This window comes from Jiangella anatolica, assembly GCF_003236295.1.
GTDB lineage: Bacteria > Actinomycetota > Actinomycetes > Jiangellales > Jiangellaceae > Jiangella > Jiangella anatolica.
The window spans coordinates 25,131-38,328 of sequence record NZ_POTW01000064.1 but is presented as its reverse complement, the minus strand read 5'-3'; the positions used below and the strand labels follow the sequence as shown (position 1 = coordinate 38,328).

At 72.4% G+C, this 13,198-nt stretch carries 11 protein-coding genes; 8 read left to right on the top strand and 3 right to left on the bottom strand.

Annotation, left to right across the window (positions count from 1 at the left end):
• Positions 1 to 590: FGGY-family carbohydrate kinase (locus tag C1I92_RS22375; RefSeq protein ID WP_199521483.1), on the top strand; the 590-nt coding region annotated here is incomplete at its 5' end.
• Positions 587 to 1,231, top strand: coding sequence for a class II aldolase/adducin family protein (locus tag C1I92_RS22370; RefSeq protein WP_111256871.1), 645 nt, complete (start codon positions 587 to 589; stop codon positions 1,229 to 1,231). The genes C1I92_RS22375 and C1I92_RS22370, both read left to right, overlap by 4 nt.
• Before the next feature lie 14 nt (positions 1,232 to 1,245).
• Here C1I92_RS22370 and C1I92_RS22365 read toward each other — a convergent pair whose 3' ends face one another.
• Positions 1,246 to 2,298, bottom strand: coding sequence for a LacI family DNA-binding transcriptional regulator (locus C1I92_RS22365; protein ID WP_111256870.1), 1,053 nt, complete (start codon positions 2,296 to 2,298; stop codon positions 1,246 to 1,248).
• Positions 2,299 to 2,342: 44 nt separating this feature from the next.
• On the opposite strand from C1I92_RS22365, the gene C1I92_RS22360 reads away from it, so the two are divergent.
• On the top strand, positions 2,343 to 3,305 hold the full coding sequence (locus tag C1I92_RS22360; protein WP_111256869.1) for a ketose-bisphosphate aldolase: 963 nt from the start codon (positions 2,343 to 2,345) through the stop codon (positions 3,303 to 3,305).
• On the opposite strand, the gene C1I92_RS22355 is transcribed toward C1I92_RS22360, so the two are convergent.
• Positions 3,296 to 4,348: a Fic family protein gene (locus C1I92_RS22355; protein ID WP_111256868.1), complete on the bottom strand. Its 1,053-nt coding sequence runs from the start codon at positions 4,346 to 4,348 to the stop codon at positions 3,296 to 3,298. The two genes, C1I92_RS22360 and C1I92_RS22355, sit on opposite strands and share 10 nt — an antisense overlap.
• Positions 4,349 to 4,597: 249 nt before the next feature.
• Here C1I92_RS22355 and C1I92_RS22350 point away from each other — a divergent pair, with 249 nt between their 5' ends.
• From C1I92_RS22350 to C1I92_RS22340, 3 genes are all read left to right on the top strand, one after another.
• Complete coding sequence (locus tag C1I92_RS22350) at positions 4,598 to 7,480, top strand: M14 family metallopeptidase (RefSeq protein WP_146605243.1); 2,883 nt, start codon at positions 4,598 to 4,600, stop codon at positions 7,478 to 7,480.
• A 267-nt stretch (positions 7,481 to 7,747) separates the two neighbouring features.
• Positions 7,748 to 8,668 (top strand): permease, encoded by a 921-nt coding sequence (locus tag C1I92_RS22345; protein ID WP_199521482.1) that lies wholly within the window; start codon positions 7,748 to 7,750, stop codon positions 8,666 to 8,668.
• On the top strand, positions 8,665 to 9,399 hold the full coding sequence (locus C1I92_RS22340) for a TIGR03943 family putative permease subunit (RefSeq protein WP_158564237.1): 735 nt from the start codon (positions 8,665 to 8,667) through the stop codon (positions 9,397 to 9,399). The genes C1I92_RS22345 and C1I92_RS22340 overlap by 4 nt, the downstream gene beginning before the upstream one ends.
• 48 nt (positions 9,400 to 9,447) lie before the next feature.
• Here C1I92_RS22340 and C1I92_RS22335 read toward each other — a convergent pair whose 3' ends face one another.
• Positions 9,448 to 10,464, bottom strand: coding sequence for an NHL repeat-containing protein (locus tag C1I92_RS22335; RefSeq protein WP_146605242.1), 1,017 nt, complete (start codon positions 10,462 to 10,464; stop codon positions 9,448 to 9,450).
• A 160-nt stretch (positions 10,465 to 10,624) separates the two neighbouring features.
• Between C1I92_RS22335 and C1I92_RS22330 the strand changes: the two genes are divergently transcribed.
• Positions 10,625 to 12,376 (top strand): sensor histidine kinase, encoded by a 1,752-nt coding sequence (locus C1I92_RS22330; RefSeq protein WP_146605241.1) that lies wholly within the window; start codon positions 10,625 to 10,627, stop codon positions 12,374 to 12,376.
• Positions 12,367 to 13,017, top strand: coding sequence for a response regulator transcription factor (locus C1I92_RS22325; RefSeq protein ID WP_111256862.1), 651 nt, complete (start codon positions 12,367 to 12,369; stop codon positions 13,015 to 13,017). The genes C1I92_RS22330 and C1I92_RS22325 overlap by 10 nt, the downstream gene beginning before the upstream one ends.
• Positions 13,018 to 13,198: the final 181 nt, after the last annotated feature.

Here is a 13,198-nt window from a genome sequence, read left to right as displayed (position 1 = left end):
GGTGGGCGCTGGACTGGTTCGCCTCGCTCGTGCACCACGACCGCGTCGACCCGTGGGCGTCGCTGTTCGACCTGACGGCGACGCCGCCGCCGGCCCTGCTGGTGCTGCCGTACCTCGCGGGGTCCGGCACGCTCGACAACGACCCGCTGGCCCGCGGCGCGCTGCTCGGGCTCACGCTGGAGACGACGACGGCGCAGGTCGCGCGGGCGTTCGTCGAGGCGTCGGGGTACGAGCTGGCGAAGATCCGGGCCGCCCTGGCCGAGCGCGGCATCGCCGGGACCGACGTGTACGCCGTCGGCGGCGGGTCGGCCAACCCGAGCGCGCTGCAGGCCCGGGCCGACGCGGCCGCGGTGCGGCTGCGCGCCGTCACCAAGGAGGCGTCCACCCGCGGCGCCGCCCTGCTGGCCGCGATCGGCGTCGGCGTCCACGACGGGGTGAGCGCACTGCCCGCGCCGCCGGTTCTGCACGACGCCGAGCCCGAGCCCGAACACGCCGCCTGGTACGCCCGGCAGCGCGAGACCTTCGGCAGCCTCTACCCGCTGCTGCGGACCGTCAACGACTCGTTCACCGCACTGGAGGAAACCGCATGACCACGCTCGACACGTTCGACCTGCAGGCCGCCCGGGAGAGCGTGCTCGCCTACTGCCTGGAGTCGGTGCAGCTGGGCCTGAACTTCAACACGCAGGGCAACATCAGCATCCGCATCCCGGGCACGGAGACGTTCCTCATCACCCCGACCGACCTCGAGTACGACAAGATGACGCCGGCCGACCTCGTCGTCGTCGACAAGGACGCCAACGTCGTCGACGGCCGCCTGCAGCCGTCGTCGGAGGTGACGGTGCACCTCGCCGTCTACGCGGCCCGGCCGGACGTGCAGGCGATCGTGCACACCGAGCCGACGTTCGCCAACGTCTTCGGCGTGCTCGGCGAGCCGATCCGCGGCGCCCTGGTCAACATGGTGATCTACACCAAGGGCGACGTGCCGATCATGCCGTTCGCGCTGAGCAACTCCACCGAGTTCGGCCGCGAGATGGCTCGCTATCTGGAGGACCGGAACGCGGTCGTGTGGGCCAACCACGGGCTGCTCACCGTCGGGCCGAACCTGCGCGACGCGTTCAAGACCACCGTCGCGGTGGAGAGCGCGGCGAAGGTGCTCACGCACGCCCGCGCGATCACGTCGGACCCGATCGTGCTCGACTACGCCTCGCTCGGCATCACGCACACGCTGTGAGCCCGGCGCCGCCGTCAGCCCAGCACGTTGCGGGCGGCGTCGAGCGGGATGCAGCCGCAGGTGGTGCCGTAGGCGATGTCGTAGTCGATCTCAAGCAGCCGCGGCGGCAGGCCGGGGTTGTTGATCCGCTCGGTGAGCAGCTGCACCACCCGCGCGGCCAGCGTCGTCGCCGGCGCCACCGCGTTGGTCGGGATGATCCCGGTCGTGCCGACGCCGGGGATCTGGTCGAACGTCGTCAGCACGATGTCGGACGGGATCTTCAGCCCGAGCCGGACCGCCGCGGACAGCACGCCCCAGAACATCAGGCTGTTCGTCGACAGCACGCCGAAGGGCGGCTCCAGCGTCCGGAACAGCGCGTACGCCGCTGTCTCGGCCTCCTCGGCGGTGGTCAGTCCGGCCAGCACGTGGTTCTCGGTGCCGGTGCGGCCGACCACCCGGTGGAAGGCGGTGTGCCGGTTGCGCAGCGTCGACACGCCGAGGTTGCCGGCCACCAGGCAGACCCGCTGGACGTGGTGCTGCTCGATCATGTGCAGGGTCAGCGACTCCGCCGCCCGGCGGCTGTCGGGCAGCACGTGGTCGACCAGCCCGCGCACCGACGGCACCGTCCGGTCGACGACGACGGTGGGGATCTGCTGGGCGAAGTCGGGCAGCCCCGGCGCGCCCGTCGGGAAGATCACCAGGCCGTCGACCTCGAGCCGGCGGTAGGCCTGCAGGATGTCCTCCTCGATGTGCAGGTCGTCGTCGGAGTCGCTGGACACCAGCGTCGGGCTGACGGTGGCCAGCCGCTCCTGCAGCGCCCGGCTGACCGCGGCGAAGTAGTCGTTGCGCACGTCGGGGAAGATCAGCCCGACGACGCCGGTGCGCCGCTTGCGTCCGCGCGGCCGGCCCTCGCCGCCGGCGCCGAGCTCCTCGATCGCCGCCTCGACGGCCTGCCGGGTGGCGGCGGCGACGTGCGGCTCGGCGTTGATGACGCGCGACACCGTCTTGACGGACACGCCGGCGCGGGTCGCGATGTCGGCCAGGCGCACGGTGCGCCCGCCGGCCGCCGTCACCTGCGAACCCTCCACTCGCTCACCCCCGTCCTCGCCCGTCCCATGTCACCGGAGCTGCCATGACGCTCGTCACGAACCGTACCCTGCTCGACGTCGCCGCCGGTGCCGCATTCGGCGTGGGCGCGTTCAACGTCGCCGACCTGACGATGGCCCAGGCGGTGTTGGATGCCGCGCGCGCGACCGACTCGCCGGTGATCGTCGAGACGCTGGCCGGCTCGCATCCGTTCGGGTCGGATTCGGTGTTCTGGGGCTTGCTGCTGCGGCTCATCGACGACTATCCGGAGGTGCCGGTCGCGCTGCACCTGGACCACGGGCCGACGGTCGAGACGTGCGTGCGGGCGATCTCGGCCGGGTTCACCAGCGTGATGATCGACGGGTCGCTGGACGCCTCCGGTCTTCCTGCGTCGTTCGAGTCGAACGTCGCGGTGACGCGTCGCGTCGTCGAGTACGCGCACGACCGCGGCGTCTCCGTCGAGGGCGAGCTGGGGACGATCGGCGGCTCGAAGGACGGGTCGACGCGGGCGGAGATCGTGCTGGCCGACCCGGCCGAGGCGGCGGCGTTCGTCGCCGCGACGGGGGTCGACGCGCTCGCCGTCGCCGTCGGCACGTCGCACGGCGCGTACAAGTTCTCCACCCCGCCGTCGGGGTCGGTCCTGCGGCTGGACCTCGTCGCCTCGATCGCCGCCCTGGTGCCGTCCACCCACCTCGTCCTGCACGGGTCGTCGTCGCTGCCGGATGAGCTGCGGGCGCGGGTGAACGCGTGCGGCGGCGCGGTGCCGTCGTCGTGGGGCGTGGCGGACGAGGAGAAGGTGAAGGCGATCGGGCTCGGCGTCCGCAAGGTCAATCAAGGGATGGACCACTACCTCGCCTTCACCGCCGGCGTCCGCGAGGCTCTCGCCGCCGACCCCGGGTCGGTCGACCCGGCGCTGTACCTGGCCGCGGGGCGCGAGTCGGCGCAGCGGCTGCTGGAGGAGCGGATGGTGCTGTTCGGCCAGGCCGGCCGCGCGCCGCTCTACCGCTGAGACCGGGTCCAGGTGGCGGCTCGCCCGACGCCGTCGGCCTCGACCTCGCCGGCGACCTTGAGCGAGTCGAGCGCCAGCCGGATCGTCTGGTCGCTGACGCCGGGCAGCGCGATCCGCACGTCGGCGATGCGGAACGTCGGCGGCGCGTGGTGGCGCACGTAGTCGCGGACCCGGTCCTGTTTGCTGCCGCCGGACCGGGCCGCCGCGGTGACGGTGGCGAACTCCTCGTAGCTGCGCCGCACGACGGTGACGAAGTAGCGCAGCCAGGGCCACGGGTCGTGCCGGCTCTGGTGCCAGCCGTCGGTCGACGCGAGCAGTGCGGCGTAGTAGGCGTCGGCCGAGTTCGCGATCATCGTCTCCAGTGAGACGTAGCGGGTGACGCCGTAGCCGGCCTCCTGCAGCAGCGCGTTCGTGAGTGCCCGGGTGATCCGTCCATTGCCGTCGAGGAAGGGATGGATCGTCAGCAGGTCCAGCGCGAACAGGCCGACCAGGATGACCGGATGGTGCCGTCCCGCCCGCTGAGCGGCGGTGTACCGGCCGATCAGCTCGTCGACGGAGGACGGCGTCCGCGCGGCCGGGACGGGTGTGAACCGTTTGACCCGGGTGCCGTCCGGCAGCCGGTCGACCACCAGATTGTCGGCCGGCTTGAACGTGCCGCCGGACACCTCGGTGTAGGCGAACAGCAGCCGGTGCAGGTGCAGCAGGAGCCCGGCGTTCAGCGGCTGCCACGGCTCGCGATAGAGGTAGTCCAGCGCGGCGCGGTAGCCGGCCAGCTCCTGTTCGCTGCGGTTCCGCAGCCCCTCCGCCCGTCCGGCGAGGATCTCCGCGGCCCGCGCACGGTCCGCGACGACGACCCCTTCGATCGCCGAGGACGCCTCGATGCTGGCCACCCGGGCGCGGTCCGCCAGGCTGGTGAGCAGCCCGGGCAGCTTGTCCGCGAACAACGCCTCGGTGCCCCGCCCGGTGTCGACCACGCGCAGGTCGTTGACCAGCGCGAACGGCACGCTGCCCACGAGCGAGTCGGTGTCGGCGAAGGACTGCACCAAACCTCCCAACGAACTAGCTAAACTAACTAATTACGCCTGCACATTAGCATGTTTAGGTAGTTCGACTGGCGCGATGCCGACGCCGGCGGGCCGGGCCGTACTCACGGCTCTGGACAAGTTGATCAGTGGGGCATTACAGTCCGATCGTTCCGTTCGGCCGGAGTGTCACATTTTACTGCCCCTTACTGACTTCGAGGCGAACGGCGCGGCGACCCCGGGGCCGGCCTCGAGACCCGGAGGTGGATCGTGGCTCGCCCCACTCTCTCCCGCCGCAGCGCCGGCATGGCCACCGCTGTGGTCGTCCCCGCCGCACTGCTCATCGCGCCGCTCGCGATGCAGGGCACGGCGACCGAACCCGTACCCGAGCTCACCGCCGAGTCGGTCGCGTCCGACGGCTACGAGCTGCCTGAGATCGTCCCCATCACGGTGCCCGACCGCGACGCGCTCGACCAGCTGGTGGCCACCGGCGTCGACCTGGCCGAGAAGGTGGACCACACCGCCGACGGCCTGCGGGTCGAGGCCATCGTCACGCCATCGGAGCAGCAGTGGCTGACCGACGCGGGGTTCGCCGTCGGCGAGGCAGTGCTGTCGGAGGAGCAGTTCGCCGCGCTGCAGGAGGAGCGCGAGGACACCGTCGCCGAGATCGAGACCGCTGAGGAGGCGGCGCTCGACGTCGGCGACGACCTGAACGTGCAGCGCGCCGCCTGGTTCGACAACCTCGGCCAGACGTTCATCCAGATCGAGGTCTTCTCCGAGGCCGGGTCCAGCTCGGCGAACGTGCTGGTGGAGGTGAGCCTCGACGCCGGGCCGGGCACGCCGATCGGCGCCGGCGGCACGTTCAACCTCTCCCGGTTCGTCGACGGGGGCCACTACATGTACCACCGCACCGGCGACCCGGTGCCGGCCGATCCGGTGCCGTCGCGGATGCGGGTGCGCAGCATCCTCAACGGCCAGGTCGTCGGCGAGGCCGAGCGGCCGGTCACCGAGTGGCTCGACGGCGAGTACCCGCGCGGGCGCGGCGCGCCCCAGGAGTGGGGCAACCTGGCGACGGGCTTCGTGGACCACTACGTCGACGCGACCGAGGCCACCGCGCGGATCGAGGCGCTGGCCGCGGAGTTCCCCGAGCTGGCCGAGATCGTCGAGCTGCCGAACCAGACGAACGGCTACCGGCGCCCAGCGCAGGCCCTGTTCGCCGAGAAGATCGTCGTCGACGCGCCGTCCACCGGCGCCGGCGAGTACGAGGCGGTCGCCGCCGGCTTCGGCCAGGCGCCGGCCGCGGCGGGGATCCCCGGCACCCTGGCCCGCGTCGCCGACGGGACCGGCGATCCGGCCGACGGCTGCGAGGCCCTGGTCGGCTTCCCGGCCGGCAGCATCGCCGTGGTCGACCGCGGCACCTGCGGCTACACCGTCAAGGTCCTCAACGCCCAGGCCGCCGGCGCGATCGCCGTCGTCGTCGTCAACAACGTGCCCGGCGACCCGGTCACGATGACCGGCACGGCGCCGGCGAACACCATCCCGTCGGTGATGATCTCGATGGAGGCTGGCGCGGTCGTCAAGCCCGGCCTGCCCGCCGCCGGCCGCGTGCACGGAGCGCCGAACGAGAACCGCGTCGGCGTCGACTCCCTGGCCTGGGGCCACGAGGGCGGCAACGACATCACCGTCGAGCTGGCCGATCCCGGCGCGGCGAACTCGCCGCTGAGCGTCGGCGTCACCGGCGACGCGGTCCGGGTCCAGCTCGCCACCAACGCGACCGGGGCGGTCACGAGCACGGCGGCCCAGGTCGTCGCTGCGCTGAACGCCGACCCCGCGGCGAGCGCGCTGGTGCGGGCCTACACCTGGCGCGGCAGCCCGGGCGGTGGCGTCGTCGCGCCGGCACAGACACGCAGGCTGACGGACAACCTGTCGGCGCCGGAGTCGGTGTCGCGCGACCCGTTCACCGTCAAGGCCATCCGGATCGGCACCGACCGCGACGGCTCGCAGACCGGCGTCCTGCTGTACTCGCAGGAGCACGCCCGTGAGTGGGTGACGCCGCTGGTCGCCATCGAGACCGCCGAGCGGCTGCTGCGCAACTACCGGTCCAACCCGTTCATCCGTCAGCTGGTCAGGAACCTCGACATCTTCATCGTCCCGACGGTGAACCCGGACGGCTCGCACTACTCGATCCACGACTTCACCTTGCAGCGCCGCAACATGACGAACCACTGCGCGATCACCGGTGCGTCGGACCTGCGGGCCAGGAACGGCTGGGGCGTCGACCTGAACCGGAACTTCCGGGTCGGCAACCGGGAGCAGGGCTTCAGCGGCGCCTCGGGGTCGTGCACCAGCGACACGTACAGCGGGCCGACGCCGCTGTCCGAGCCGGAGGCGAAGAACGAGATCTGGCTGGTGGAGAACAACCCGAACATCCGGTTCGCGATGAACACGCACACCCACGGCGGCTACTTCATGTGGGCGCCGGGCGCGTACCGGCTGCCCACGCGCGACGGGCTGGAGCGGCCCAGCTTCGGCGTCGAGAGCTACTTCTACGCGGCGTCGGACGTCATCCTGAACCGGATCAAGGAGCACCGCGGCACCAGTGTGTGGCCGAGCCGGGTGGGGCCGATCAGCGACGTCCTCTACTCGGCGGCCGGCAACTCCGCCGACGACCACTTCTACAACAACGGCATCTTCGCCTGGAGCTTCGAGGCGGGCTCGCCGACCTGGAACGGGAGCGGCTGGTCCGACGTCGGCTTCACGCCGCCGTACGAGGAGGGCCACGAGGAGGCGCAGGAGTTCTCCAACGGCTGGCTCGGCATCCTCGAGGTCGCGCAGATGTACGGCCTGGACAACGTCATGCCCCGCTCGACCCTCGAGCCCGGACGGGGCCCGTTCGACGACCCCGTGGACATCACGTTCGAGCTCAGCGAGCCGTCCGACGTCTACTACACGCTCGACGGGAGCCGGCCGACGTTCGAGTCGCCGCGGATCGAGTTCACCGGCCCGCGCCAGGGTCAGGAGCCGATCACGATCAGCGAGACGACGACGATCAAGTGGTTCGCCGTCGACGCGGCCGGCAACATCCAGAACAACTACGTGCCGGACGGGACCCGCGACAACTACCAGCGGGCCACCATCACGATCAGGGACTAGGGGGTGTCCCGTGGATATTGGTGGATGCGGGCGGCGTCCAGGCGTCGATCCAGCAAGGCGGAGGAGGAGTTCGATGCGGTGCCATCGGGCGACGACGACAACGCAGCTGGTCGGCGTCTGGGCGTCGATCCGCGCCGCCGAAGATCCACGGGACACCCCCTAGCCGTCCGGATGGCGGGAACGGAACCAGCACAGCGGCAGCGGTGGCGCCGGCGCCTTCCGGCGGCACCGCTGCCCGCCGCGGGGCGGCACGCGCCGGAGCTGTTCATGGTCGCGCTCATCGCGGCGGTCGTCGCCCGGCCGTGGGCGGAGCCGTTTCTCGACCACGCGGCGCTGCAGACCTGGGCCACGATCTTCGTGTCGATCACGGTCCAGGCGATGCCGTTCCTGGTGCTCGGCGTGGTCGTGAGCGGCGCGATCGCCGCCTTCGTGCCGTCGGCGCTGATCGCGCGGCTGCTTCCGGACCGGCCGCTGGTGGCCGTGCCGGCGGCGAGCGTGGCCGGGGCCGTCTTCCCGGGCTGCGAGTGCGGGTCGGTGCCGGTGGCCGGGCGGCTGACGGCGCTCGGCGCGGCGCCCGCGGCGGCGTTCGCGTTCATGCTGGCCGCGCCGGCCATCAACCCGGTCGTGCTGGTGGCGACGGCGGTGGCGTTCCCAGGCCGGCCGGACATGGTCGTGGCCCGGCTGCTGGCGTCGTTCGCGACGGCCGTGATCGTCGGCTTCGTGTGGGCGCGGTTCGGCCGATCGGAGTGGCTGCTGCGGCGCCGCAGTCACGTCACCCACGGGTCGACACGGTGGGAGGTGTTCGCCGGAACGGCCCGGCACGACTTCCTGCACGCCGGCGGCTGGCTCGTCGTCGGCTCCGTCGCCGCCGCGGCACTGCAGGTCGTGGTCCCGCGGTCGGTCATGACGGCGATCGCCGGGACGGAGTGGCTGGCGATCCTCGTGCTGGCGGCCCTGGCGGTGCTGCTGGCCATCTGCTCCGAGGCCGACGCGTTCGTCGCGGCCAGCCTGACCCAGTTCTCGCTCACGGCGCGGCTGGTGTTCCTCGTCGTCGGGCCGGTCGTCGACATCAAGCTGATCGCGTTGCACACCGGTGTCTTCGGCCGCGCCTTCGCGGTCCGGTTCGCGCCGCTGACCTTCGTCACCGCAGTGGTCAGCGCCCTGATCGTCGGGTGGTGGCTGCTGTGAGGGGTCTGAACGAGCGGGCGCAGGCGATCCTGCTGCTCGCGTTCGCCGCGATCCTGATCCGGCTCGGCCTCACCGACGCCGCCCTGCCCTTCGTCCGGCCCGGGCTGCGGCCGGCGCTGCTCGCGGCGGGGATCGTCCTGGCCGTTCTCGGCGCGCACGCGCTGCGCCGGGATCTCCGGCCGGCGGCCGGTGATCCGGAAGCCGCCGGCCACGACCACGCGCCCGGCGTGGCCTGGCTCCTCGCCCTTCCGCTGCTGACGCTGCTGCTGGTCGCGCCGTCCCCGCTCGGGTCGTTCGCGGCCGGGCGTCAGGGCAGCGAGCCGCCGGCGCTGATGTCGGGCATCGACTTCGCCGGCCTCCCCGAACCGCGCGACGGCGCCGTCGACCTCTCCATGCGCGAGTACGTCGGCCGCGCTCTCTACGACGAGGCGACGTCGCTGGCGGACACCCGGGTCCGGCTGGTCGGCTTCGTCGCGCCGCTGGACGACGACGCGGCCGGCGGCTACCTGCTCACCAGGTTCGCCGTCAACTGCTGCGCCGCGGACGCCACCGCGCTCTCCGTCGAGGTGGTCGGCGACGGCGCCCGGCCGGTGGACACCTGGCTCGAGATCGAGGGCCGCTGGGAGCCCCGGGACGGACACGAGCCGGGGACGGCGGACACGGAGCCCCCGCTGTTCGTCGCCGAGCGGGTGACCCCGATCGACCAGCCGGCCGAGCCGTACGAGTACTGAGCCACCTCGCCGCCGTCTCGGCGGGGCACCGCCGCGTCCGGCGTCGACTCAGCCCGTGGGCCTGACTCGGAACAGCACGTCGTCGTCGAAGGCGGTGGCCCACACGGAGCCGAAGGCGACGAGCACGCTGCCACCGCTGGGGGTGTCGGCGGTGAAGCCCTCGACGGCGCGGCCGTCCGACGGATCGAGTCGCACGAGGAACCGGTTCGGGCTACGGACCCAGACAGCGTCGCGAGTGACGGCGAGACCGCCGTAGCCGCCCGTCCCGATCGGCGAGGTGGTCACCGGCTCACCGGTGGCGGGATCCAGACGGACGGTGCTCGCCGCGGCGCCGATCCACACCTCATCGGTGACGCTGACGGCGACAGGTGAGTCGATGTCGCCGACCTCGACCATGACCTCGGCGCGGTCCGGGTCGACCCGGACGACCGTGTCGTCGGGCTTGCTGGCGACCCAGAGGCCGGCCGCGCCGACGCCGAGGTCGGTCCCGCGGACGCCGAGGTCGACGGTCGTCGTCACCGTGCCCGAGGCCGGATCGACGCCGGCCAGCGTGCTGCCGTCGCCGATGAGGACCCACAGGCGATCGAAGCCAGTGGCGAGATTGCCCTGTTCGAACGCCTTGTTCAGCGGCAACCGCGCGGTGACCTCACCCGACTGAGGATCGACGCGTACGACGTCGGTGCCAGAACAGGTCCAGATGGCTCCGAAGCCTGCACCGATGCCCTGGCAGAGATCACCGCCGACCTCGACGGAGCGGACGACCTCGGTGGTCGCCGGGTCGACCAGATCGACGTAGCCGCTGTCGCGTTTGACCCACACACCGGCGGTGTCGGCCACCAGCCAGTCCGGGCCGCCGGGCATCACGAGCCGGGCCTGCTGCCTGGACTCGACGCCTGCGACGGGGAAGTCCGGGACGGTCTCGGCCGATGCGGTGGCCGACGTGACCGGGCGGCCGGCATCCGATGGCTCGGTGTCGGGCTCGCTCGAGCAGCCGGCGGCGGGCCACGCGAGGCCGAGCACGACGACCATCCCTGCGGCACGGAAGCTGGCGAACGGTGCTGGCATGAGTTCCCCCGGGCATCGTGCGAGCCGCGGACAGCGCTCGCGTCTCTCGATGTCCAGCGACGCTAGGGCGCCGCCCGCGGCCCCGCCACCGAGCAAGCCCGGGTTTCTCACCAGGGTTTTCCCGGTGTGTGCCGGTGCGACTCTGTGGCATCATCGCCGTATGATCGCGGCCCGGCGGGCCCTCGGTCCCGTCCTCGCCGTGTCGGTCGTCGCACTCGCTGCGGTCACCGTCATGGTCGGCGTTGATCAGGGGGCGCCGTCCAGCTTCCTGGTCACCGACACCGCGATCGGCCTCCTCTTCGCGATCGCGGGGCTCGTGGCCTGGGAAAGACGGCCCGAGGCACGGTCCGGGCCGCTGCTGCTCGCCGCCGGGGCCCTGTGGTTCGTGGGCAGTTACGCGCCCACCTCGTTGGTCCCGTACGCCGTGCTGGGGTTCGCGTTCGAGCGCTATTACGACCTCGTTCTGGCCGTGCTCGTCCTCACGTTTCCCGATGTGCCGCCGACCCGGGAACGGAAGGTGCTCCTCTGGTTGCTGGCGGCGGCCTATGTCGCCCGCAGCGCGGCGAGGTTGTTCATCGACTGCGGGTGTGTGGCGAACCCGTTCGCCATGGTGGAGGATCAATCCCTGTTCGAGACGACCCAGGTCCTCACCAGCGCGGTCATCGTCGCCGCAGCGCTCGGCGTGGCGGTCTCGGCTCTTCGTCGGCTGCTCCGGGCCGGGCCCGCCCTGCGGCGCGTCCTGCAGCCGATCGTCGCCGCCGGTGTGGCGGCAGCGCTCGTTGCCGCCTGGGACAGCTCCGACCTGATCACGTTCATCGCGACCGGCGATGGGCTCGTGCGGGCGCCCGAGCCGTGGCGCGAGATCATCTCCTGGGCGATCCTCGGGGTCGTCGGGCTGATCCCGCTCGGGTTCCTGGCCGGCACGTTGCGACTGCGGCTCGCGCACGGCGCGATCGCACCGCTGGCCCTCGAGCTCGACCGCGGGACCGATCCGCTGCGGTTGCAGCTGGCGCTGCGTCATGCGCTCGGCGACCCGTCTCTCGAGCTCGCGATCTGGGATCGCGACCGTGCGGAGTGGCGCCACTCGGACGGCCGGCGGGTCGCCGAGCTCACCGAGGACGACGTGCGGACCGTGACCCGGATCGATCGCGACGACGAGCCGATCGCGGCGCTGCTCCACGACCGGGCGCTGCGCGAGGATCCCGGCCTGGTGGCGGCGGCCACGGCGGTGCTGCGCCTCGCGGTCGAGAACGAGCGGCTGGCGGGAGACGTGCGACACCAGCTCGAGGAGGTGCGCGCGTCGCGGGCCCGCCTCGTCGAGGCCGCCGAAGCGGAGCGGCGCCGCATCGAGCGGAACCTGCACGACGGCGCGCAGCAGCGCCTCATCGGGGTCGCCCTCGTCCTCCGGGAGGCACGCACCGAGGCGCGCAGGAACGTGCCCGACGCGCCGTTCCTGCACCGCCTCGACGACACCGCGGACGAACTCCTGGCCGCGATCGACGAGCTGCGCGAGCTGGCTCGCGGCATCCATCCGACCCTGCTGACCGACGCCGGCCTCGACGCCGCCGTCACCAGCCTGGCCCGTCGCTCGGCCGTCGCGGTGGAGCTCGACATCGAGCTGGACGGGCGGCTGCCGGCGCCGGTCGAGACGACTGCCTACTACGTCGTGGCCGAGGCGTTGGCCAACGTCAGCCGGCATGCGCGGGCCCGGTCGGCGACGGTTCGGCTCCGACAGCGGGCCGCGCAGCTCCAGGTCGAGGTGATCGACGACGGCGACGGCGGTGCCGCACCGCGCCCGGGCTCCGGGCTGAGCGGCCTGGTCGATCGGCTCGACGCCGTCGCCGGTTCCCTCCACGTCGACAGCCCGCCCGGTTGCGGTACTCGGCTGCGGGCGGTGATCCCGTGCGGGTGATCGTCGCCGACGACTCCGTCGTCATCCGCGAGGGGGTCGCCCGCATCCTCACCGACGGCGGCATGGACGTGGTCGGCCAGGCACAGACGGCCGACGAGCTCCTTGCCGCGGTCGAGAGCCACCGTCCGGACCTGGCGGTCGTGGACATCCGGATGCCCCCGGCGGGCAACGCCGGCCTGGTCGCCGCCGAGCGGATCCGCGATCTCTACGCGGGACGGGTGGCCGTGCTCGTCCTCTCGCAGTACCTGGAACCCGACTATGCGCTGCGGCTGCTCGGCGACGGCGTCGGCGGTGTCGGTTACCTGCTGAAGGACCGCGTCGCGAACGCCGACGAGCTCGTCGACGCCGCCCAGCGGGTCCACGCGGGCGGTTCGGCCGTCGACCCGGCCGTCGTCGGCGAGCTGGTCCGCGCGCGGCGCCGCGAGGATCGGCTCACCCGGCTGACCGACCGCGAACGCGCCGTCCTCGCCCTCCTGGCCGAAGGCCGGTCGAACCGCTCGATGGCCGATCGTCTGGCGCTCTCGGTCAAGACGGTCGAGGGCTCGATCGCCTCGATCTTCTCCAAACTAGGACTCGAGCCCGATCCCGACGACAACCGCCGCGTTCTCGCCGTCCTGGCCTATCTCGACCCGCGTCGCTGACCCGTCACCGCGACGCGCCCAGCGGGCCCAGCTGCTCGGGTGTCGCGTCGTCGATGAGGTCTGCCGCGAGTGCCGCCTTGCCGTCGTCCGCTCTGTCGCCGCGCTGATCGCCGGCTGACGCTTCGGTCGGCGTGCTCGCCGGGCGAATCGGACATTGACCCGTCTCCGGGCGTGCGGCTAG

What these genes read in the sequence shown, in the direction of transcription:
- C1I92_RS22370 (WP_111256871.1), top strand. Translation starts at nt 587, where the DNA reads ATGACCACGCTCGACACGTTCGACCTGCAGGCCGCCCGGGAGAGCGTG.
- C1I92_RS22360 (WP_111256869.1), top strand. Translation starts at nt 2,343, where the DNA reads ATGACGCTCGTCACGAACCGTACCCTGCTCGACGTCGCCGCCGGTGCC.
- C1I92_RS22345 (WP_199521482.1), top strand. Translation starts at nt 7,748, where the DNA reads ATGGTCGCGCTCATCGCGGCGGTCGTCGCCCGGCCGTGGGCGGAGCCG.
- C1I92_RS22335 (WP_146605242.1), bottom strand. Translation starts at nt 10,464, where the DNA reads ATGCCAGCACCGTTCGCCAGCTTCCGTGCCGCAGGGATGGTCGTCGTG.
- C1I92_RS22330 (WP_146605241.1), top strand. Translation starts at nt 10,625, where the DNA reads ATGATCGCGGCCCGGCGGGCCCTCGGTCCCGTCCTCGCCGTGTCGGTC.